Origin of the sequence: Micromonospora sp. WMMD961, assembly GCF_029626145.1 — a bacterium.
GTDB lineage: Bacteria > Actinomycetota > Actinomycetes > Mycobacteriales > Micromonosporaceae > Micromonospora.
The window spans coordinates 5154463-5174649 of sequence record NZ_JARUBJ010000002.1 but is presented as its reverse complement, the minus strand read 5'-3'; the positions used below and the strand labels follow the sequence as shown (position 1 = coordinate 5174649).

The following is a 20187-nucleotide window of genomic DNA, read 5'->3' as shown; positions in this document are numbered from 1 at the left end:
GACCCCTTGATCAACACGCGTCCGTGACGTGGCGGCGCGACGCCTGTCGCAGGTGGGGGTGGGTCAGGTGGGGCGGCGGGCGTGGTGGGCTCGGAGGTTCAGGTCGGCGGCCAGGGCCCAGGCTTCGGCCAGGTCGCGGTCCTGGGCGGTGGCGCCGGAACCGCCTGCGGTGTCCGCGTGCACGGAGGCCAACCCGAGGCGGCGCTGGATCGGTCCCTGGACCACCCGCACGCTCTGGATCCGGGCGTACGGCACGATCACCAACTGGCGGGTGAGCCGCCCGGAGCGGCTGGCGAACACCTCGTCGAACAGCCCCGCACCGAGCGCGCGACGGCCCAGCGGGTGCAGCCACCGGGTCCGGGCCGGCGGAGGGCTCAGCGTCAGGGTGTCGAGGCGTACCCCCGGAAGCACCTCGGCGACGATCATCGTCGCGGTCGGCAGGTCACCGACCGGCAGCAGCCGGTCGGGTCGGTTGCGGTCGTCTGCCTCCGCGACGGAGAACCCGGCCACCTCCAGGCGCAGCCGTAGCCAGCCGTTGACCCGCCACAGCAGCGGCCAGGTGGCCCGCACGGTCTGCACCCGGGCCAGCGGCACGGTCTGCGACCGCGTCTCCAACAGGCCGTTGTGCACCCGCAACGTGCCGCCGTCGCGGGCCAGTCGGAAGTTCCAGTCGTCGAGCACCCGGCGCACCGGCTGCAGCAGCACGCCGGCCATCGCGGTCAGTGTGCTCGCCACCGCGACGAAGGACCACGACCCCGCGGTGAGGAACTGGATCACCACGAACGCCACGCCGAACGGGAGCAGGAACGCCTGCGGCGTGAGCAGTTGACTGATCAGCAGGCTCTGGTTGCGTACCGCGTGCAGTGGCCGGCCCGGCGCGGCCACCGCCGGCGCGGGCGCTCCCGGGACCACCGCGGCGGCCGCGTGCTCCGGTGCGGGGACCTGCGCCACCCGCCCGGCCAGTGCCAGCAGCCGGTCGCGCAGCCGGGCCGCGTCGGCCACCCCGAGGTACGCCAGGGGCGCCTCGGTCTTGCCGCCACCGACCACCTCCAGCCGCAGCTCGGCCAGGCCGCTGAGTTGGGCGAGCAGTGGCCGGACCACCTCCACGGCCTGCAAGCGCTCCAACGGGATGGCCCTGGTACGCCGCCAGAGCAGCCCTTCGTACACCCGTAGCTCGCGGCCCACCACGTGATAGCCGGTGTTGTACCAACTCACCACCGAGAGCACTGTCGCGCCGAGCGCCAGCACTGCCACCATGGCGGCGAACCAGCCGAAGCCCACCCGGGACAGCGTCGACCAGGACAACCCGGCGATCACCACGACCAGCGACTTGGCACCGTGCAGGACCGGGCTCAGCGGATGCAGTCGCTGCCGGGGCTCGACCTCGCCACCGCCCGCCGGTGCCGGCCACGGCGCGGGCGCCCCCGGCGGCACCGCGCCGGTCGGCACCGGCCCGGACGGTGCCGCGCCGGCGGGCAGCACCGGCCTCGGCGGCGTCGGGCCGGTGGGTGGCACGGTGCGCGGCTCGGCGGGCCCGTCGCTCATCGGAGCGGCCCTCGCGCGCCCGATCGGGCGTTCACAGCCCCTCCGCCCGGTCCTCGCCGAGCGCGGTGAGCCGGTCGCGCAGCCGGGACGCCTCCGTCGGCCGCAGCCCGGGCACCCGGGCGTCGCTCGCCGCCGCAGCCGTGTGCAACTGCACGGTGGCCAGGTCGAAGGCGCGCTCCAACGGCCCGGCGCTGACGTCGACGAACTGCATCCGCGAATACGGAACGATGGAGAGCCGCCGGACCAGGAGCCCGTGCCGGACCAGCAGGTCGTCCTCCCGCTCGGCGTATCCCCAGGCCCGCACGGCGCGAACGATCGCGATGGCTCGCCACACGCCGAGCAGCACGACGACGGCGACGGCGAGCCCGAACAGCCAGTGGCCGCTGAGCGCCCAGCCGACCCCGGTCACCGCCAGGCCGACGGCGACCACGACCGCCAGCCGGATCAGCTCCACCCAGATCAGGTCGGCGGAGATCGGCTGCCAGTTGACCGTGTCCGGCCAGGGCTCCAGCGGACCTCGGCCACCGGGCGCGGCCGTCGACAGCGCGCCGGGGCCGGGTGGCAGGAGGCCGGGCGGCGGCTCGACGCCGGGTGGTGCCGGGGCCGGGGTGGGCGGCCAGGACGGGGAGGTAGGGCCGGTGGAAGCCGGTGGGTCGCCGCTCACGTGTCGAGCGTAGGCGATCCGGGCACCGGAGTGACGGCACGCAGGAAGCCGCGAGCGTCCAGGAAGTCACCGAGGCTGCCCCGGTGCTCGGCGCAGGCCAACCAGGTCTTGCGCCGATCGGCGTCGTGCAGCCGGGGATTGTTCCACTCGAGGGCCCAGACGGCGCCGGCCCGGCAGCCCCGGGCTGAGCAGACCAGGGCGGCCTCGTCGGCGGGGGAGGGGATGCTCATCCCGGCCAGTCTAGGGGCGGCGCGTCGGGAAGTTTGAGCGCCGGGCGACCACGGGGGGAGCCGCCCGGCGACGGGATGAATCGTACACGCGGCAGGCCGATCCGTGCACACCCATGTTGCGCGGTTCGGCCGCCGGGGACGGCGCGGCGAAAATCGGCTTCTCCCCACCTCGACACTCAGCAAGGCATGCGAGTCTTGATACCGCACCAGCCGCGACGACCATTTGATGCTGTGGAGGACCGGTGGCCCAGCCGACCATGCCCGACGCCCCGACGCCGAACGGGGCGGCACCACAGACGCCCGCGCCGGTGACCACACCCGCGCAGGACGCCACCCTGCTGGAGAAAGCACTGTTCGAGATCAAACGCGTGATCGTCGGGCAGGACCGGATGGTGGAGCGGATGTTCGTCGCGCTGCTCGCCCGCGGTCACTGCCTGCTCGAAGGGGTGCCCGGGGTCGCCAAGACCCTCGCCGTGGAGACCCTCGCCAAGGTCGTCGGCGGGTCCTTCGCCCGGGTGCAGTTCACTCCGGACCTGGTGCCGGCCGACATCATGGGTACCCGGATCTACCGGCAGTCGAGCGAGAAGTTCGACGTCGAGTTGGGCCCGGTCTTCGTCAACTTCCTGCTCGCCGACGAGATCAACCGAGCTCCGGCGAAGGTGCAGTCCGCGCTGCTGGAGGTGATGAGCGAGCGGCAGGTGTCCATCGGCGGGGAAAGCCACCGGGTACCCGACCCGTTCCTGGTCATGGCCACCCAGAACCCGATCGAGCAGGAGGGCGTCTACCCGCTGCCGGAGGCACAGCGCGACCGGTTCCTCATGAAGATCGTGGTGGGTTACCCGACCGACGCGGAGGAACGGGAGATCGTCTACCGGATGGGCGTGGCCCCGCCGGAGCCGACCGCCGTCTTCGACACCCCGGAGCTGATCGCCCTGCAACGCAAGGCGGACCAGGTCTTCGTGCACAACGCCCTGGTCGACTATGCGGTGCGGTTGGTGTTGGCCACCCGCGCCCCGGCCGAGCACGGTATGCCCGACGTCGCACAACTGATCCAGTACGGTGCCAGCCCGCGCGCCTCTCTGGGTCTGGTCCGGGCGACCCGTGCACTGGCGCTGCTGCGGGGGCGTGACTACGCGCTGCCGCAGGACGTGCAGGACATCGCGCCGGACATCCTGCGGCACCGGTTGGTGCTCAGCTACGACGCGCTCGCCGACGACGTGCCCGCCGACCACATCGTGCACCGGGTGATGTCGACGATTCCCCTGCCGGCGGTCGCACCCCGGCAGCAGGCCACGCCGTCGCCGACCGTGCCGCCGCCGGGCGCCAACTGGCCCGGGCAGCGCCCGTGACCTCACCCACCCCTCGTCCCGCCCCTCTCGCCGACCGCAGCGAGGCCGTGCTGTCCCGGCTTCAACTGCTGGTCACCCGCAAGCTCGACGGTCTGCTCCAGGGCGACTACGCCGGCCTGCTCCCCGGGCCGGGCAGCGAGGCGGGAGAGTCCCGGGAGTACCGCCCCGGCGACGACGTGCGCCGGATGGACTGGCCGGTCACCGCACGGACCACCACCCTGCACGTGCGGCGTACGGTGGCCGACCGGGAGCTGGAGACCTGGCTGGCGCTGGATCTCTCCGCCAGTCTGGACTTCGGCACCGGGCAGTGGCTCAAGCGAGAGGTGGTGGTCGCCGCCGCGGCTGCCATCACCCACCTGACCGTACGCGGTGGCAACCGGATCGGCGCCGTGATCGGCACCGGCGGCGGCGCTCCCGTGCCAGCCCGACGCTGGCGGGGTGCACGGCCGCCGGCCGGGCCCGGTGTGCTCACCCGTCTGCCGGCCCGCTCCGGTCGCAAGGAGGCGCAGGGCCTGCTGCGTACCGTCGCCGGCACCACCATCCAGCCCGGCCGTGGTGACCTGGGCGCCCTGATCGAGATGCTCAACCGCCCGCCCCGCCGGCGCGGGGTGGCCGTGGTGGTCTCGGACTTCCTCGCGCCGCCGGAGCAGTGGGCCCGGCCGTTGCGCAAGCTCCGGGTCCGCCACGACGTGTTGGCGATCGAGGTGGTCGACCCGCGGGAGCTGGAGCTGCCCGACGTGGGCGTGCTGCCGGTGGTCGACCCGGAGAGCGGCGAGTTGCACGAGGTGCAGACCGCCGACCCTCGACTACGGCAGCGCTACGCCGATGCCGCCACCGCCCAACGCGCCGCCATCGCCGCCGCCCTGCGCGGCGCCGGCGCGGCCCACCTGCGTCTGCGTACCGACCGAGACTGGCTGCTGGACATGGTGCGATTCGTGGCCGCGCAGCGGCACGCCCGCACCCGGGGGACGACACGATGATCCGTTTCATGCAACCGTGGTGGCTGCTGGCCGTGCTGCCGGTGCTCGCCCTTGCCGCGTTCTACATCTGGCGGCAGCTGCACCGCCGGGCGTACGCGATGCGGTTCACGAACGTGGACCTGCTGCGTACGCTGGCGCCGAAAGGGCTCGGTTGGCGTCGGCACGTCCCGGCGACCGCGTTCCTGCTCTGCCTGCTGGTGCTGGCCAGCGCGCTGGCCCGGCCCGCGGTGGACACCAAGGAGCCGCTGGAGCGGGCCACCGTGATGCTCGCCATCGACGTGTCGCTGTCCATGCAGGCCGACGACGTGGCGCCGAACCGGTTGGAGGCGGCCCAGGAGGCGGCCAAGCAGTTCGTCGGCGAACTGCCGGAGAGCTACAACCTGGGCCTGGTGTCGTTCGCCAAGGCGGCCAACGTGCTGGTGCCGCCGGGCAAGGACCGGGACGCGGTGACCAGTGCCATCGACGGGCTGGTGCTGGCCGAGGCGACCGCGACCGGCGAGGCGGTGTTCACCTGTCTGGAGGCGATCCGTTCGGTGCCGGCCGACGGGGCGGCGGGCATCCCGCCAGCCCGGATCGTGCTGCTCTCCGACGGTTTCCGCACCTCCGGGCGGGCGGTGGAGGAGGCGGCGGCGGCCGCGCAGGCGGCCAACGTCCCGGTTTCCACCATCGCCTTCGGCACCGACACCGGTCAGGTGGACATCGGCGGGCAGTTGCAGCGGGTGCCGGTGGACCGGTCGGCGCTCGCCGATCTTGCCGAGACCACCGAGGGCTACTTCTACGAGGCGGCGTCGGTGAGCGAGCTGAAGCAGGTGTACCAGGACATGGGCAGTTCGATCGGGTTCCGTACCGAGCCGCGCGAGGTGACCCAGTGGTACGCGGGGATCGCCCTGTTGTTGGCGCTCTGCGCCGGCGCGCTCAGCCTGCTCTGGTCGTCCCGGATGCTCTGAACGGTGGGCCGGCGGTGGTCAGCGACCGCCGCCGGCCGGCCACGAGACGGCGACCGCCGGCCGGCACGGTTCAGTGACCGCCGCCGGCCAGGACGAAGACGACGGCCACCCAGACGGCGGCAAGGGTGAAGCCCAGCGGGGCGACGTAGCGGCTCATGGACGGCTCCGGGTGGCGGCTGGACGGTCCGCGATGCGGGGGCGGACCGCAGGGGGTGGGGACGCGCACACGAAGTCGTGACCGGGCAGCTCCCGGCGACCGCCCGGAATCGGGCGGTGCGGCACAGGCACCTCGGCGTGGACCGAAGTGGTGGGGAGCGAAGCGGGGTCAGCTCACCAGACTGAGTCGTGGCTCAGCGGGGCTGACCATCGGCCCGGCCACGACTGGGAGGATCGCTATCTCGCACAGCGATCACCTCCTGCAAGTCGGGCGGGCCGGAACGTCGATGAGCGTACACCGGCGGCGCCGTTGCGGCGTACTCGGCCGACCGGCTGGCAACTCCTCCACCACCCGGTTGTCGCGCCGACCGCGTCCGGCCCGTCCGCACCACCGTGACCAGCGCCGCGGCCAGCAGCGGCAGCCAGCCGAAACGCGCCAACACCCAGCCCGGGCCGTCCGGCGCGGTGTGCAGCCCCGGCAGGGTCAGCCCGCTGCGGGCGGTGAGCGCGGTCACCGTCACCAGGATCGGCTGGTGCCACAGGTAGATCCGGACCGCGTGCCGGTTCACCTCGGTCACCGCCCGGCCCGGTAGCGGCCGGGTCAGCAGCCGTTCCAGCGTCGGCCGAGCCAGCAGACCCAACCCGACCTGGGTGACCGCCAGCGCCACCGCCAGCAGTGACGGCGGGTTCAGGTTGGACACCCCGGCCCCGGGCACCCCGACCGCGCTCACCGGATAGCCCAGCGCCAGCAACGCCCCGAGCGCGGCAACCCCGCCGGCCGCCAGCGTGCCGGCCACCCGCCGGCCGCGCAACCGCCCGTCGGCGTGCGCCACGCCCAGCAGATACGGCACCGACCAGGCCGCCAGCACGGTGACCGGTGGCAGGTGGGTGCCGGCCGGTAGCAGGCGTACGGTCAGGTCGACCGCCGCGACCACCGCCACCGCCGGGGCGACGCTCCGGGCCACCCCCCAGCGGCGTACGGCGGCGAGCAGCGGGCTGGTCACCGCGACCAGGAACGCCAGCGGCACCAGAAACCACAGTGGACTGACCGCGAGTCGGAGCGCGACGGAAAGCGTGTCGTCCGACGTTCCGGCGACGGTGGCGGCGAGCAACACCGCCGCGCCCACCCCGAGCAGCGCCACCGTCGGCAGCAGCAGCCGTCGCAGCCGACGGGCCAGCCAACCGCCCGAGCCTGCCCGGTGCCCGGCCAACGATCGGGTCGACCCGAAACCGGCCGTGAAGAAGAACAGCCCGAGCGTCTGCAACACCCAGGTCACCGGGGCCAGACCAGGCAGGGCGGTCAGTGGACTGGCCTGGTGCAGCCCACCGTCGCCGGTCAGCACCAGCCCGGTGACCAGCCAGTGCCCCAGCACCACCCCGCCGATCGCGTACGCCCGCAACGCGTCGACGGCCCGGTCCCGGCTCACCGGGCGTCCCCGACCCGGCCGGCGTCGACGTTGGCGCGCAGCACCGCGTCGGAGCCGCCGAGCAGCACCGCGTCGGAGCCGCCGAGCACCACCGTCGCCGTCGCGACCAGCGTGGCGCTGCCGGGCGCGAGGTAACCGTCGTGCCCGGCCACCCCGGCGACCGGGAGGGGGCGCGCGCCGAACCCCTCGTCGCCGGGACGACGGCCGAAACCCAGGCCGAGCAGGCGGATCGGCGGCACCCGGCGGATCCAGTCGCTCGGCGCCTCCGCCGCCCAGAACCGCCGCCGGCCGGGCAGATCGTCGGCGTGCTGCACCCCGGCGCCCACACCACCGAGACTGACCACGTCGGTGACCTGGGCGGGGGCGTCGGCCGCCGCCAGCGACACCACCAACGCCCCGTAGCTGTGCCCGACCAACGTGATCGTCGCCCCCGGACGTCGAGCGGCCAGCTCCCGCAGCAGCGGGGTCAGCCCGGCCGCGCCACGCCGGGCGCTGACGCCACCGGCCGCGGTCAGCACCCCGTCCGGCGGGTCGTAACCCAGCCAGGCCAGCACCGCCACCCGCGCCGCCGGCTCGGTCGCCCGTAGCTCCCGGTAGAGCTGCCCCGCCTGCACCGCCGGCGCCCGGTAAGCCACCCCGCCCAACCCCCGGTCGAAGTCGGCCAGGGTGCTCCCCACCCCCGGCACCAGCACCGCGATCCGGTCCGCGTCGGCCAGGTCGCCGAACACCTCGACCGCACGCCCGTCGCCACGCGTGTCGAACGTCAGGAACCTGCGCCCGTCGGCCGCCCAGTCCGCGTACGGGGGGCCGGCCGCGCGCATCGCCGCCGCCGTGACCGGGTACGCCTCGACGAAACCCGCCGCCGCGACCGGCTCGGGTCGGGCCGGCAGCACCAGGTTCACGCCGAGCAACGCGGCCACCGCCGCCCGACCGGCACCTCGTCGTCGCATCACGTTCTCCCTCCGGAATGTCGTCCGGAGGGAGAGTGCGCGGGCGGCCGGCATCCGGTCGTCATCCCGGGGAGCCGTCTGTGGACTGGCTCCCCGGGGCTACTCCCCGGCGGCCACCAGACCCGTCTCGTACGCCAGCACCACCGCCTGGGCCCGGTCGCGCAGACCCAGCTTCGCCAGGATCCGCCCGACGTGGGTCTTCACGGTCTGCTCGGCCACCACCAGGTCGGCGGCGATCTCCGCGTTGTTGCGGCCCCGGGCGATCAACCGCAGCACCTCGGTCTCGCGGGGGGTGAGCCCGGCCAGGTCGGTGGGGCGCGGACGGCGGCGCTCCGGGCGGGCCGCGAACTCGGCGATCAGCCGGCGGGTGACCGCCGGGGCGAGCAGCGCGTCCCCGGCGGCCACCACCCGCACCGCCTGCACCAGATCCGCTGCCGGGGCGTCCTTGAGCAGGAACCCACTGGCCCCGGCGCGCAGCGCCTCGTACACGTAGTCGTCCAGGTCGAAGGTGGTGAGGATGAGCACCCGCGGTCGCTGCGCCGAGCGGTCACCGAGCAGCTTGCGGGTGGCGGCCAGCCCGTCCATCACCGGCATCCGGACGTCCATCAACACCACGTCCGGGTCGAGTTGGCGGGCCGCGGTGACGGCCTGCGCGCCGTCGGCGGCGTCGCCCACCACCAGCAGGTCCGGTTGGGCGGCGAGCAGCGCACCGAAGCCCTGCCGGACCATCGCCTGGTCGTCGGCGATCAGCACCCGGATCATCGGTCCCCGCCCTCCGCGTCGTACGGCAGTTCGGCCACCACCGCGTAACCCCCGTCGGGCAGCGGCCCGGCGCTGAACGTACCGCCCAGTGAGGTGGCCCGCTCCCGCATACCGGTCAGGCCGTGGCCGGGGTCGCCGTCGCCGGTCGGCCGGGCGTCGGCCGGGGAGTTCTCGACGCGTACCCCCAGGCCGGAAGGACCGGCGCGGACGGTGACGCGCACCGCGGCGCCGGCCGCGTGGCGGGCCGCGTTGGCCAGGCCCTCCTGCACGATGCGGTACGCGGCCAGCCCGACCGGCGCGGGCACCCGCCCGTCGTCCGCCGGCCCGGCGTCCAGGGTGACCGGCAGCCCGGCCCGGCGTGCCGCGTCGACCATCGCGCCCAGGTCGGCCAGGTCCGGTTGCGGCGCGGTCTGCGGCCCGGTCGTCTCGCTGCGCAGCACCCCCAACAGTCGCCGCATGTCGGTCAGCGCGTCGCGGGCCGAGGCGGCGATGGCGACGAACTCGGCAGCCGTCGGGGCCGGCACGTCCGTCAGCCGGTACGGGGCCGTCTCCGCCTGCACCGCGATCAGCGACATGTGGTGGGCCACCACGTCGTGCAGCTCCCGGGCGATCCTGGTGCGTTCCTCCAGCACCGCCCGGCGTTCCTGCTCCCGCTCGTTGCGCTCGGTCTGCGCGGCCAGCTCGCGCCGGGACAGCCGGTTGCGTCGGATCAGGTCGCCGACGATCGCCAACGCGCCGAGCAGCAGCAGGACAGGCACCCGGTTGTCGGGATGGACCAGGGTGAACACCGGCACCGTGCTGATCGCCACCACCCAGACCAGCACCGGCCGGTCGACCCGCGCCACGACCACCGCCAGCACCGCGACCGACCCGAGCGCCAGCGGTGGGGTCCACGGCCAGGACTGGTCGGCCGGCGCGTTGAACGTGCAGATCAGCAGGGCCAGCACCGTCAGCCGCCAGGCCAGCAGCGGACGCCGGGGCAGCGCCAGCAGCGGCGCCACCGTCATCGCCGCGAACAGCACCGCGACCGGGACTGGCAGGCCCCACTCGGTCTCCAGGGTCAGCGTGATCAGGAAGAGGCCGAGCGCGGCCAGCAGCCCGACCGGCGCGGCGTAGCGGGCCGGCCCGGGCCAACGAGCCAGCAGCGGCCGACCGGGCGGCGCGTCCCGGCCCCACAGGGTCTGCCCGAGGCCACCGAGGGCCACGGTGATCGGTCGCCAGTTCACCACCCGGAGGCTACGGGCCGACCTCGTCACGAGGCGTGCCACCAGGGGTTGATTGCCGTGCCGTACCCCGGTGTGACACGGCTCCCGTTAGCGCTTACCTGCGGGTAACGCCTAGGCTCGCCTGCGACTGAGATCAGCTGAGCAAGGGGGAACAGTGGCCCGTACCGTGCTGGTGACCGGGGGCAACCGGGGGATCGGCCTCGCCATCGCGCAGGCCTTCGCCAAGCAGGGCGACCGGGTGGCGGTCACCCACCGCAGCGGCGACGCTCCCGAGGGGCTGTTCGGCGTACGCGCCGACGTCACCGACGCCGCCTCTGTCGACGCCGCGTTCGACGCCGTCGAGGCCGAGCTGGGCCCGGTCGAGGTGCTGGTCGCCAACGCCGGCATGACCGCCGACACGCTGCTGCTGCGGATGACCGAGGAGCAGTTCACCGGTGTGCTGGACACCAACCTCACCGGCGCGTTCCGGGTCGCCAAGCGCGCCTCCGGCAAGATGCTCCGCGCCAAGTGGGGCCGTATGATCTTCATCTCGTCGGTCGTCGGTCTCGCCGGTGGCGCGGGGCAGGTCAACTACGCCGCCAGCAAGGCCGGTCTGGTCGGCGTGGCCCGCTCGATCACCCGGGAACTGGGCAGCCGCAACATCACCGCGAACGTGGTGGCGCCCGGCTTCATCGACACGGACATGACCGCCGGCCTGTCCGACGACCGCAAGGCGGAGATCCGCAAGTCGATCCCGGCCGGGCGGATGGCCAGCCCGGACGAGGTCGCCGGGGTGGTCACCTGGCTGGCTTCCGACAGCGCCGGGTACGTCTCCGGCGCCGTGATCCCGGTCGACGGCGGCCTCGGCATGGGCCACTGACCCCTCATCTACGTACGGAGGAACCCCCGGATGTCCGGACTGCTCGCCGGTAAGCGGCTGCTCGTCACCGGTGTCATCACCGACGCCTCGATCGCCTTCTCGGTGGCGAAGCTCGCCCAGGAGAATGGCGCGCAGGTCGTGCTCACCGGCTACGGCCGGCTCTCCCTGGTCGAGCGGATCGCCAAGCGGCTGCCCGAGCCGGCGCCGGTCATCGAGGTGGACGTCACCAACACCGAGCACCTGGCCAGCCTCGCCGACCGGGTACGCGAGCACGTCGACGGCCTCGACGGCGTCGTGCACTCGATCGGGTTCGCCCCGCAGAGCTGCCTCGGCGGCGGCTTCCTCGACGCGCCGTGGGAGGACGTGGCGACCGCCCTGCACGTCTCCACCTTCTCGTACAAGTCCCTCGCGATGGCGGCGCTGCCGCTGATGTCGCCCGGCGGTGCGGTGGTCGGCCTGACCTTCGACGCGACGAAGGCCTGGCCGGTCTACGACTGGATGGGCGTGGCCAAGGCCGGCCTGGAGTCGGCGTCCCGCTACCTGGCGCTGCACCTGGGCAAGCAGGGCATCCGCAGCAACCTGGTCGCCGCCGGGCCGCTGCGCACCATCGCCGCGAAGTCGATCCCCGGCTTCGACCAGTTCGAGGACGCCTGGACCGAACGGGCCCCGCTGGGCTGGAACCTCACCGACCAGGAGCCCGCCGCGAAGGCGTGCCTGGCGCTGCTCTCCGACTGGTTCCCGGCCACCACCGGCGAGATCGTGCACGTCGACGGCGGCTACCACGCCATCGGCGCCTGACGCGGTAAGGAAGGGCCCCCTGTTAACGCCTCGTGTAGAGCAAGGGGCCCTTCCTAACACGTCGGCCGCACTCGGGGGCAGGGGGCGTCGCCGAGCCGTCCGGCCGAGGGGCGAGAATGACCCCATGTCGTACGACGCGGTGGTGCTGGTGTCCTTCGGCGGGCCCGAACGGCCCGAGGACGTGATGCCGTTCCTGCAGAACGTGACCCGCGGCCGAGGCGTGCCGCCCGAGCGGCTGGCCGAGGTCGCCGAGCACTACCAGCACTTCGGCGGGGTGTCCCCGATCAACCAGCAGAACCGCGAGCTGTTGGCGGCCGTCCGCGCCGACTTCGCCGCGAACGGTGTCGACCTGCCGGTCTACTGGGGCAACCGCAACTGGGACCCGATGCTCGCCGACACGGTGACCCGGATGCGCGACGACGGGGTCACCCGGGCGCTGGCCTTCGTCACCAGCGCGTACGGCGGCTACTCGTCCTGCCGGCAGTACCAGGAGGACATCGCCGCCGCCCGGGCCGCTGTCGGCTCGGACGCCCCGGTGATCGAGAAGCTGCGCCAGTTCTGGGACCACCCCGGCTTCGTCGAGCCACACGTCGACGCGGTCCGGGCGGCCCTCGCCCAACTCGACCCCGCGAAGCGAGGCACCACCCGGCTGGTCTTCACCGCCCACTCCATCCCCACCTCGATGGCGGCAAACGCGGGCCCGCACGGTGGCCGGTACGAGGCACAGCTACGCGAGACCGCCCGGCTCGTGGCCGAAGCCGCCGCACCGGACCTGGAGTACGACCTGGTCTGGCAGAGCCGCTCCGGCCCACCCCAGGTGCCGTGGCTGGAACCGGACGTCAACGACCACCTGGCCGCCCTCGCCCAGGGCGGCACCACCGGGGTGGTGGTCAGCCCGATCGGCTTCGTCTCCGACCACCTCGAGGTCGTGTGGGACCTGGACACCGAGGCACTGGAGACGGCCAAGCAGCTCGGCCTCGACTTCGTCCGGGCCGCCACCCCCGGCACCGACAGGCGCTTCGTGACCATGGTGCGGGAGCTGGTCACCGAGCGGACCGACCCGGACGGCGCACAACTGCGCCGCCGCCTCGGCGACCTGCCGATGTGGGACACCTGCCCGACCGTCTGCTGTGTGCCGACCCGTCGCCCGACGCCTGCTGGGGGAACCGATGCATGACCGTAAGCCCGTGCAGAGTTGGCTGACCGACATGGACGGCGTGCTGGTGCACGAGGGCCAGCCGGTGCCCGGCGCGCCGGAGTTCATCAACCGGATGCGCGCCTCCGGCAAGCCGTTCCTGGTGCTGACGAACAACTCGATCTACACCCCGCGCGACCTGACGGCCCGGCTGAGCCGGATGGGGCTGGACGTGCCGGAGGAGTCGATCTGGTCGTCCGCGCTGGCGACCGGTCAGTTCCTCGCCGACCAGCGGCCGGGCGGCACCGCGTACGTCATCGGCGAGGCGGGGTTGACCACGGCGCTGCACGCCGTCGGCTACGTCCTCACCGACTTCGCCCCGGACTACGTGGTGCTCGGCGAGACCCGCACCTACAGCTTCGAGGCGATCACCAAGGCCGTCCGCCTGATCAACGACGGTGCCCGGTTCATCTGCACGAACCCCGACGTGACCGGCCCGTCCGTAGAGGGCGCCCTGCCCGCCGCCGGCTCCGTCGCCGCCATGATCTCCAAGGCCACCGGGGTGGAGCCGTACTTCGTCGGCAAGCCCAACCCGATGATGATGCGCTCGGCGCTCAACACGATCAACGCGCACTCGGAGAGCACCGCGATGATCGGTGACCGGATGGACACCGACATCCTGTGTGGCCTGGAGGCCGGGCTGGAGACCATCCTGGTGCTGACCGGGATCAGCAGCCGTACCGAGGCGGAGCGATACCCGTACCGCCCGTCCCGGATCGTCAACTCCGTCGCCGACCTGCTCGACGAGGTCTGACCCCACGGCGCTGCTGGCGCTGCCCGCGCTCGCGCGGGATGATCGCGCTCTATCCAGGATGTAGTGGTCACCAACTGCGCCGGAGGCCACTACATCCTTGTTCGAGCGCGGTCATGCCCGGCATGGGGCGTATCGGACCGGCGGCGGGCGCGTCGGGCTGGCGGCGGGCGCGTAGGGCCGGCGGCGGGCGCGTAGGGCTGGCGGCGGGGTGGTGCAGGGGACCGGTCAGGGACGCAGTGGGGCGTTGCAGGCGGCCACCAGTGCCTGCCGGCAGGCGGCGGTGAGCGGGCGGAGCGCGGCGTCGCGCTGTTGCGCCTCGTAGTTGTTGATCGCGCCCCCGGGGGCGGCGTGCCCGGCGAGCGCGAGCACCCGGTCGAGCACCGCGGCCCGGGCGAAGAGCCGACGGGCCCGCGGGTCGAAGCCCGGCGGCAGGTCGGTGGCGCCGTCCGGCCGGCGCAGCGCGGCCAGCGCGCCGGCCAGCTCGGGCCGCCACTGGGCCACGTCGAGGCGGGTCAATGCGGCCGTCGTCTCGGCGAGCGCGGCGGCCAGTTCCGCCTCTGCCTCGGCGGCGCCGGGCAACGAGAGTGACGCGGCGGGGGCGTTGGCGGGCAGCGGGTACACCCGCCACAAAACCGTCTCGAAACAGTCCCCGGAGCCGGAGGTGTGCGAGCGTACCTCCGGAATCAACCCGAGCCCGCCGGCCACCACCGCCTCGCCGGCGACCAGCGCCGCACCGGCGAAGTCGCCAGGGCCGGGCAACCCCCGAGGGTCGCCCGGCGCGGGCAGCACCAGGCGGATCTCGTCGGGGGAGAGCTTGGCCAGGGTGGGCAGCGCGGAACCCAGCGGGACGTCGGTCCAGGTGCCGGGGGCGTCCGCAACGAGATGCTCCTCGTCGCCGGCGATGGCGTCGGCGACTTCGTCGTACGGCACCAACCCGGCGCGCCACGCGCGCACCCAGGCAACGAACCGGCTCGACCGGCGCGGCGCGAGTGTGGCCGCGCCCGTTGCGGGGGTGGACATGCCGAAAGGGTACGTGGTCACCACCGGCCGTGTCTCGACTGCCGCTCCGGCCGCCCGCCCTGCCCCGAACTGCCCCCTTCGCCCGATGTTCTACCCCCACCCCGGCCCCACATCCAGTCCGCCCTCATTTGCGTCGATCATGGAGTTGTGGTGGGCGATACTCGGCTATTGCGACCGTTTGTAGAGCACCTCAACTCCATGATCGACGGGGCAGGGCTGTGCGGGCCCGGCAACCCGGGGCGGGGGTGGGGAGGCTGGGGCGCGGTGTGTCGGGAGGTGGGGTGGCGGTCGGGGAGTTAGCGTGATCGACATGGCGGGGCGATACGGCGAGGACGTGTTGGCGGGAAACTGGCGGAGGCGGAAGGTCACCCCCGAGGTGGACGCCGAACCGGATCTCGTGGTGGAGGACGCCGACTCCGGGTTCTGCGGCGCGGTGGTCGGCTTCGAAGCCGGCGCGGTGGTGTTGGAGGACCGGCACGGCAAACGGCGCAACTTCCCGCTGCTACCCGCCGCGTTCCTGCTCGACGGTCGCCCGGTCACCCTGCGCCGCCCCGCCCGCGCGCCGGTGCCGGCGGCCCGCCGACGGACGGCGTCCGGTTCGGTGGCGGTGGACAACGTCCGGGCCCAGGTCGCCAAGGCGAGCCGGATCTGGGTGGAGGGCATCCACGACGCTGCTCTGGTCGAGCGGATCTGGGGCGACGACCTGCGGATCGAGGGCGTGGTCGTGGAGCCGTTGGACGGCATCGACGCGCTCGACGCCGACGTACGCGACTTCGGCCCCGCCCCGACCCGGCGACTCGGCGTACTCGTCGACCACCTGGTGCCGGGTAGCAAGGAGAGCCGCATCGTGGCCCGGGTTACCTCGCCGTACGTGCTGGTGACCGGTCATCCCTACGTGGACGTCTGGCAGGCGGTCAAGCCGGCGGCGTTGGGCATCGCGGCGTGGCCGGTGGTGCCACCGGGGCGACCGTGGAAGGAGGGGGTCTGCGCGGCCCTCGGGGTGGCCGAGCCGGCCGACATGTGGCGGCACATCCTGTCCCGGGTGAACAGCTTCGCCGACGTGGAGACGCCCCTGATCAACGCCATGGAACGCCTCATCGACTTCGTCACCGAGCCGGCCTGACCGACTGGTTCGCCTGGTGCGCCGGATCCGCCCGGCCTGCGGGTCAGGGAGCCTCGTCCGGGCTGCGCGTGAAAACGAACGTGGCGATGTCGACCGCCGTCGCCCGTCCGCTGTCGTCGCGCAGCACCGAGAGGATCTCGCCGCTCTCCGGGCCGGAGCGTCCCCGCCAGCGGTCCGTCCCCTCGCGGGTGAACCGGCTCACCCGCTCACCGCGTACGTGGGCGACCAGGTCACCGGCGTCCCAGTGCAGGTCCAGCGGAGTGCCCATCCACCACCAGCGGCCGGTCAGCCCGCCCACCTCGCCATCGGGCGTGGCGGTGGCCGGCCGCCACGGCTGCGGGAACGCTGGCTCGGCGTCCAGCACGCTGGTCAGCAGTCGGCGGCCGAGTCGGGTGATCGGGAAGCCGTACGAGTTGGCGAAGCCGATCACGGCGGTCCGGGTGGGCCGGTGCACGACGAGGGTGGCCACGTACCCGGGCATCGATCCGCCGTGCCCGACGTACACGCGTTCGCCGTCCCGGTAGAGCTCCAGCCCCAGGCCGTGCCCGCCGGTCCAGGAGTCGAGGTCGCCGATCACCACGGGGGAGCACATCTCGGTCAGTGTCTCGGCGGTGAGCACCGACGGGTCGGGGTCGGCCAGGAACGCAGCCCAGCGGCCTAGGTCCTCGACCGTCGACCAGAGCTGCCCAGCGGGGGCCATGGCGCCGGTGTCGGTACGGGGCTCCTCGCGCAACGTGTGGTGCCAGGGGTGGACGACGTAGCCACGGGCGTACGGCTCGGTGGCCGCGTACGTGGTGCGACCCATGCCCAGCGGGCCGAGGATCCGCTGGCCGAGCAGGTCGATCCACGGTGTCCCGGTGAGCCGTTCGAGGACGCCTCCGAGCAGCCCGTACGCCAGGTTGGAGTAGTGGTACGTGTGGTGCGGCGGGTAGGCGATCTTGTGTGCGTCGACGTTGGCGAGCAGGGTTGTCAGATCGACGCCCGCCGCCCGCTCCCACCAGTCGCCCTCGGGTTCGCGTTGCAGGCCGCTGGCGTGGCCGAGAAGTTGGCGCAGGGTGAGCGCCCCGAGGCCGGTGCCCGGCAGGTGCTTCTCCAGCGGGTCGTCGATGGTGAGCCGGCCGGCGTCGCGCAGCTGCATGATCAGGGTTGCGGTCATCGTCTTGCTGATCGAGCCCAGCCGGTACTGCAGGTCGACGTTTGGGCGGGGGTGTTCGCCGGCGGTGGCCAGGTGCGTCAGCGTGCCGTCCCGGACGACGCCCGCCACCAGTGACGGGGCGTGTCCGTCGCGCTGTGCCTGGGCGACCTGGTTGTCGATCTGTCGGGCGGTCTCGGGCAGCAGGGGCAACGGGGTCTCCTCGGGTCGAGTGGCTGTTTTGTGGTGCTTTGCCAGGCTGGACACGGCCTCGCCGAGCCTACTGATCTTCGTGGGGAGGCCGCGCGTGCATTTGCGTGTCACGATCGGGGGGTGGACGCGGTGGTGTGGATCGTATTGGGTGTGGTGCTGGCGGTCGCCGAGATCTTCACGACGACGCTGTTTCTGATCATGTTCGGGGTCGGTGCGTTCGCCGCCGCCGGGGCCGCCGCTCTGGGCGCGCCGGTGGCGGTGCAGGCGCTGGTCTTCGCTGTGGTGTCGGCGTTGAGCCTGGTGGTGGCGCGGCCGGTCATCCGGCGGCACCAACGTTCCGCGCTGGAAAGCGGCGACGAGTCGTTCGGCGTGGAGGCGATCGAGGGCTCCACGGCGCTGGTGCTGGAACGGGTGGACGCCGACCACGGTCTCGTCAAGATCGACGGTGAGCTGTGGACCGCCCGGTCGTACGACACGACGCAGGTTCACGACCCCGGTCAACGGGTTCGGGTGATAAAGGTCCGGGGCGCGACCGCCCTGGTCTGGCAGGACGACGTTTCTTCCGCCGGCGAGTTGCCGGAAGCGAGAGGGTGAACGGCATGACGGTCATTGGGGTGCTGATCATCGCGGTGGCGTTGATCGCCGTGATAACACTGGCCAAGGCGGTGCGGATCGTGCCGCAGCAGCGCCAGGACGTGGTGGAACGGCTCGGTAAGTACAAGCGCACCCTCAGCCCCGGCCTCAACCTGCTGGTGCCGTTCATCGACGCGGTTCGGACCAAGGTCGACATGCGGGAGCAGGTGGTCAGCTTCCCGCCGCAGCCGGTGATCACCTCGGACAACCTGGTGGTCTCGATCGACACGGTTCTCTACTTCAAGGTGGTCGACTCGGTCCGGGCGACCTACGAGATCTCCAGCTTCCTGCAGGCCATCGAGCAGCTCACCGTGACGACGCTGCGTAACGTGATCGGTTCGCTGGACCTGGAGCGGGCGCTGACCAGCCGGGACGAGATCAACCGTCACCTGTCGGGTGTGCTGGACGAGACGACCGGTCGCTGGGGCATCAAGGTGACCCGGGTGGAGATCAAGGCGATCGAACCGCCGGCCAGCATCCGCGACTCGATGGAGAAGCAGATGCGCGCCGAGCGGGACCGCCGCGCGGCGATCCTGACCGCCGAGGGGCACAAGCAGTCGCAGATCCTCACCGCTGAGGGTGAGAAGCAGTCGGCGGTGCTGCGGGCCGATGGTGACCGGCAGGCCCGCATCCTGCAGGCCGAGGGTCAGGCGAAGGCGATCCGGACGGTCTTCGACGCGATCCACCAGGCGAACCCGAGCCAGAAGGTGCTCGCCTACCAGTACCTGCAGGCGCTTCCGCAGATCGCTCAGGGCAGCGCCAACAAGGTCTGGATCGTCCCGGCCGAGCTGACCAAGGCGTTGGAGGGGATGGGTGGCGCTCTCGGTGGGCTGAGCCAGATGGTGGGGGACCTTCCCGCGCCGGAGGCGGCGGACCACGCGAGCCAGGTGGAGCGCGAGGCCGCGGAGGCCGCGGAGGCCGCAGCCGCTGCGGCCCAGCAGATCCACGACGAGGTACGCGTCGCCGAGGCGCAGGCCACCGGCGGGAACAAGCCGCAGGGGCTGCCGGCGCCGGAGCCGGTGTCTCCGCTGAGTCTGGTCGAGGATCCGGGCGACCAGCGCGAGCGCGGCTGACCCGAAACGTCGTCGGACGGATCCGGCGTTAATACGAGAAATGCTCATGGGGCGCTCCGGTGCCTGCCACGATCGGTCCTAGGACGGGTGGTGACCAGGCAACGGGGCGCCCCGGCGCGTCTCGCACCGCTCGTGGACGAGCGAGGTGAACGCATGAAGGATCCGGCGAAGCGGATGTGGTCCTCGGCCCCGGTGCCCGGCGCGCACGACCCGGTGGCCCCGCTGGGCTCCCGCCGTACCGGTGGGGGTTTCGGCGTACTGCCCTTCGTCGGTGAGCCGACCCCGGGCGCACCGGCCACGAACGCCAGTTGGGCCTGGTCGGTGCGGAAGTTCGCGCGGGCCGCCGTGTGGCTGCTGCCCGCGTACGCGATCCTCTACGGCGCGGTGGCGATGGCGAGCGACGGAGGGGTGGGCAACGACCCCTATCCGGCCGACGGGCGGGCGGTCTACCTGATCGGTTGGGTGGCCGCGGTCTGGCTCGGCCTGCTCGCTCTGCTGGCCCTCGCCGGGCTGCTGGCCGCGACCCGCAGCCGCCGGGTGGCCGCCGCCGGGCTGCTGGTCAGCATCGCCGGCACGGTGCTGATGCTGCCCTTCGCCGGGCTCGCCGAACAGACGCCGGTCTTCGGCACCACCGCACGCTCGCTGGTCCTGCTCGGGGCGACGTTCTACAGCGTGGGCTGGTTCCTCACCGGATGGGCGGTGGCCCGTTCGGGCACCTTCAGCCTCGGCGACGGGGTCATGTTGATCATCGCTGCGCCGCTTCTCGGCCTCGGCGGCGCCCTGATCGGTTCGCTACAGACGTTCGGCGCGATCTTCGTACTGATCGCCGGCATCGGCATCGGGTACCGCTCCGGCCGCCTGATGCCCCGCGAAACGGTCCACGACGCGGCCAACGCCAGCCTCTCCACGCCGCCACCCACCGCTTCGGGTGGTCCCATTTCCACAGCCTGATTCGTTCGAATGGGAACCCGGCCAGGGCCTCCGCAGAGGTCCGCTCTCACGGCGGACGGCATTGGCGATGACCGGTGGATTGGTGCTCCGGTGATCTGTCGGATCCCTGACCTTCGTAACGGTGGTGGCCGGCCGTCAATAGCGGGGAGCCGCACGCTGACGAGCAGCGGACGGCGAATGGGCTGACCGCGTTCGGGTTG

21 protein-coding genes are annotated in these 20187 nt (G+C 72.9%); 11 read left to right on the top strand and 10 right to left on the bottom strand.

Translation table 11 applies throughout. The features are described from left to right. Positions 1-63 precede the first annotated feature (63 nt). The 3 genes from O7614_RS23300 to O7614_RS23290 all read right to left on the bottom strand — a co-directional run bounded on the left by O7614_RS23300 (position 64) and on the right by O7614_RS23290 (position 2439). A complete protein-coding gene (locus O7614_RS23300) occupies positions 64-1545 on the bottom strand; it encodes a PH domain-containing protein (RefSeq protein WP_278140600.1) in 1482 nt (493 codons plus the stop codon). A gap of 31 nt (positions 1546-1576) precedes the next feature. Then, a complete protein-coding gene (locus tag O7614_RS23295) occupies positions 1577-2110 on the bottom strand; it encodes a PH domain-containing protein (protein ID WP_278142346.1) in 534 nt (177 codons plus the stop codon). 95 nt (positions 2111-2205) lie between these two features. Further along, positions 2206-2439 (bottom strand): hypothetical protein, encoded by a 234-nt coding sequence (locus O7614_RS23290; RefSeq protein WP_278140599.1) that lies wholly within the window; start codon positions 2437-2439, stop codon positions 2206-2208. A gap of 242 nt (positions 2440-2681) precedes the next feature. Here O7614_RS23290 and O7614_RS23285 point away from each other — a divergent pair, with 242 nt between their 5' ends. Genes O7614_RS23285 through O7614_RS23275 form a run of 3 tightly spaced genes read left to right on the top strand, consistent with a single transcriptional unit; the run spans position 2682 to position 5715 of the window. After that, complete coding sequence (locus O7614_RS23285) at positions 2682-3788, top strand: MoxR family ATPase (RefSeq protein ID WP_278140598.1); 1107 nt, start codon at positions 2682-2684, stop codon at positions 3786-3788. After that, the gene (locus O7614_RS23280) at positions 3767-4768 is read left to right on the top strand and encodes a DUF58 domain-containing protein (protein ID WP_278142345.1); all 1002 of its coding nucleotides are present in this window, start codon (positions 3767-3769) and stop codon (positions 4766-4768) included. Before O7614_RS23285 ends, O7614_RS23280 begins: the two co-directional genes overlap by 22 nt. Further along, the gene (locus O7614_RS23275) at positions 4765-5715 is read left to right on the top strand and encodes a VWA domain-containing protein (RefSeq protein ID WP_278140597.1); all 951 of its coding nucleotides are present in this window, start codon (positions 4765-4767) and stop codon (positions 5713-5715) included. Before O7614_RS23280 ends, O7614_RS23275 begins: the two co-directional genes overlap by 4 nt. A 70-nt stretch (positions 5716-5785) precedes the next feature. On the opposite strand, the gene O7614_RS23270 is transcribed toward O7614_RS23275, so the two are convergent. From O7614_RS23270 to O7614_RS23250, 5 genes are all read right to left on the bottom strand, one after another. Further along, positions 5786-5941: a hypothetical protein gene (locus tag O7614_RS23270; RefSeq protein ID WP_167524799.1), complete on the bottom strand. Its 156-nt coding sequence runs from the start codon at positions 5939-5941 to the stop codon at positions 5786-5788. Positions 5942-6065: 124 nt separating this feature from the next. Then, positions 6066-7298 (bottom strand): acyltransferase, encoded by a 1233-nt coding sequence (locus tag O7614_RS23265; RefSeq protein WP_278140596.1) that lies wholly within the window; start codon positions 7296-7298, stop codon positions 6066-6068. Next, positions 7295-8248: an alpha/beta hydrolase gene (locus O7614_RS23260; protein WP_278140595.1), complete on the bottom strand. Its 954-nt coding sequence runs from the start codon at positions 8246-8248 to the stop codon at positions 7295-7297. Before O7614_RS23260 ends, O7614_RS23265 begins: the two co-directional genes overlap by 4 nt. 99 nt (positions 8249-8347) lie before the next feature. Next, the gene (locus O7614_RS23255; protein ID WP_278140594.1) at positions 8348-9010 is read right to left on the bottom strand and encodes a response regulator transcription factor; all 663 of its coding nucleotides are present in this window, start codon (positions 9008-9010) and stop codon (positions 8348-8350) included. Next, entirely contained in the window at positions 9007-10236 is a 1230-nt protein-coding gene (locus tag O7614_RS23250; protein WP_278140593.1) for a histidine kinase, read from the bottom strand. The genes O7614_RS23255 and O7614_RS23250 overlap by 4 nt, the downstream gene beginning before the upstream one ends. Before the next feature lie 154 nt (positions 10237-10390). Here O7614_RS23250 and fabG point away from each other — a divergent pair, with 154 nt between their 5' ends. The 4 genes from fabG (at position 10391) to O7614_RS23230 (ending at position 13842) form a co-directional block, all read left to right on the top strand. Continuing rightward, on the top strand, positions 10391-11095 hold the full coding sequence (gene fabG / locus O7614_RS23245) for a 3-oxoacyl-ACP reductase FabG (RefSeq protein ID WP_278140592.1): 705 nt from the start codon (positions 10391-10393) through the stop codon (positions 11093-11095). 30 nt (positions 11096-11125) lie between these two features. After that, entirely contained in the window at positions 11126-11893 is a 768-nt protein-coding gene (fabI, locus tag O7614_RS23240) for an enoyl-ACP reductase FabI (protein WP_278140591.1), read from the top strand. A gap of 124 nt (positions 11894-12017) precedes the next feature. Continuing rightward, the gene (locus O7614_RS23235) at positions 12018-13070 is read left to right on the top strand and encodes a ferrochelatase (protein WP_278140590.1); all 1053 of its coding nucleotides are present in this window, start codon (positions 12018-12020) and stop codon (positions 13068-13070) included. Next, positions 13063-13842, top strand: coding sequence for an HAD-IIA family hydrolase (locus tag O7614_RS23230; protein ID WP_238657188.1), 780 nt, complete (start codon positions 13063-13065; stop codon positions 13840-13842). The genes O7614_RS23235 and O7614_RS23230 overlap by 8 nt, the downstream gene beginning before the upstream one ends. Positions 13843-14067: 225 nt before the next feature. Here the strand turns inward: O7614_RS23230 and O7614_RS23225 are convergent, their stop codons facing one another. Then, the gene (locus O7614_RS23225; protein WP_278140589.1) at positions 14068-14862 is read right to left on the bottom strand and encodes a hypothetical protein; all 795 of its coding nucleotides are present in this window, start codon (positions 14860-14862) and stop codon (positions 14068-14070) included. 310 nt (positions 14863-15172) lie between these two features. Between O7614_RS23225 and O7614_RS23220 the strand changes: the two genes are divergently transcribed. Continuing rightward, complete coding sequence (locus O7614_RS23220; RefSeq protein ID WP_278140588.1) at positions 15173-15985, top strand: DUF3097 domain-containing protein; 813 nt, start codon at positions 15173-15175, stop codon at positions 15983-15985. A 43-nt stretch (positions 15986-16028) separates the two neighbouring features. On the opposite strand, the gene O7614_RS23215 is transcribed toward O7614_RS23220, so the two are convergent. Beyond that, positions 16029-17330 (bottom strand): serine hydrolase domain-containing protein, encoded by a 1302-nt coding sequence (locus O7614_RS23215; RefSeq protein ID WP_278142344.1) that lies wholly within the window; start codon positions 17328-17330, stop codon positions 16029-16031. A 120-nt stretch (positions 17331-17450) separates the two neighbouring features. Here O7614_RS23215 and O7614_RS23210 point away from each other — a divergent pair, with 120 nt between their 5' ends. The 3 genes from O7614_RS23210 (at position 17451) to O7614_RS23200 (ending at position 19987) form a co-directional block, all read left to right on the top strand. Beyond that, on the top strand, positions 17451-17924 hold the full coding sequence (locus O7614_RS23210; protein WP_278140587.1) for an NfeD family protein: 474 nt from the start codon (positions 17451-17453) through the stop codon (positions 17922-17924). A gap of 5 nt (positions 17925-17929) precedes the next feature. Then, complete coding sequence (locus O7614_RS23205; RefSeq protein ID WP_278140586.1) at positions 17930-19036, top strand: SPFH domain-containing protein; 1107 nt, start codon at positions 17930-17932, stop codon at positions 19034-19036. A 153-nt stretch (positions 19037-19189) separates the two neighbouring features. After that, positions 19190-19987: a hypothetical protein gene (locus O7614_RS23200; protein ID WP_278140585.1), complete on the top strand. Its 798-nt coding sequence runs from the start codon at positions 19190-19192 to the stop codon at positions 19985-19987. The last annotated feature ends 200 nt before the right edge of the window (positions 19988-20187 follow it).

Excerpts from the sequence above, each read along its gene's own strand:
- O7614_RS23235 (WP_278140590.1), top strand. The coding sequence starts at position 12,018 with ATGTCGTACGACGCGGTGGTGCTGGTGTCCTTCGGCGGGCCCGAACGG.
- O7614_RS23205 (WP_278140586.1), top strand. The coding sequence starts at position 17,930 with ATGACGGTCATTGGGGTGCTGATCATCGCGGTGGCGTTGATCGCCGTG.
- O7614_RS23200 (WP_278140585.1), top strand. The coding sequence starts at position 19,190 with ATGAAGGATCCGGCGAAGCGGATGTGGTCCTCGGCCCCGGTGCCCGGC.
- O7614_RS23255 (WP_278140594.1), bottom strand. The coding sequence starts at position 9,010 with ATGATCCGGGTGCTGATCGCCGACGACCAGGCGATGGTCCGGCAGGGC.
- O7614_RS23220 (WP_278140588.1), top strand. The coding sequence starts at position 15,173 with ATGGCGGGGCGATACGGCGAGGACGTGTTGGCGGGAAACTGGCGGAGG.
- O7614_RS23225 (WP_278140589.1), bottom strand. The coding sequence starts at position 14,862 with ATGTCCACCCCCGCAACGGGCGCGGCCACACTCGCGCCGCGCCGGTCG.
- O7614_RS23300 (WP_278140600.1), bottom strand. The coding sequence starts at position 1,545 with ATGAGCGACGGGCCCGCCGAGCCGCGCACCGTGCCACCCACCGGCCCG.
- O7614_RS23260 (WP_278140595.1), bottom strand. The coding sequence starts at position 8,248 with ATGCGACGACGAGGTGCCGGTCGGGCGGCGGTGGCCGCGTTGCTCGGC.
- O7614_RS23275 (WP_278140597.1), top strand. The coding sequence starts at position 4,765 with ATGATCCGTTTCATGCAACCGTGGTGGCTGCTGGCCGTGCTGCCGGTG.
- O7614_RS23290 (WP_278140599.1), bottom strand. The coding sequence starts at position 2,439 with ATGAGCATCCCCTCCCCCGCCGACGAGGCCGCCCTGGTCTGCTCAGCC.
- fabI (WP_278140591.1), top strand. The coding sequence starts at position 11,126 with ATGTCCGGACTGCTCGCCGGTAAGCGGCTGCTCGTCACCGGTGTCATC.
- O7614_RS23230 (WP_238657188.1), top strand. The coding sequence starts at position 13,063 with ATGCATGACCGTAAGCCCGTGCAGAGTTGGCTGACCGACATGGACGGC.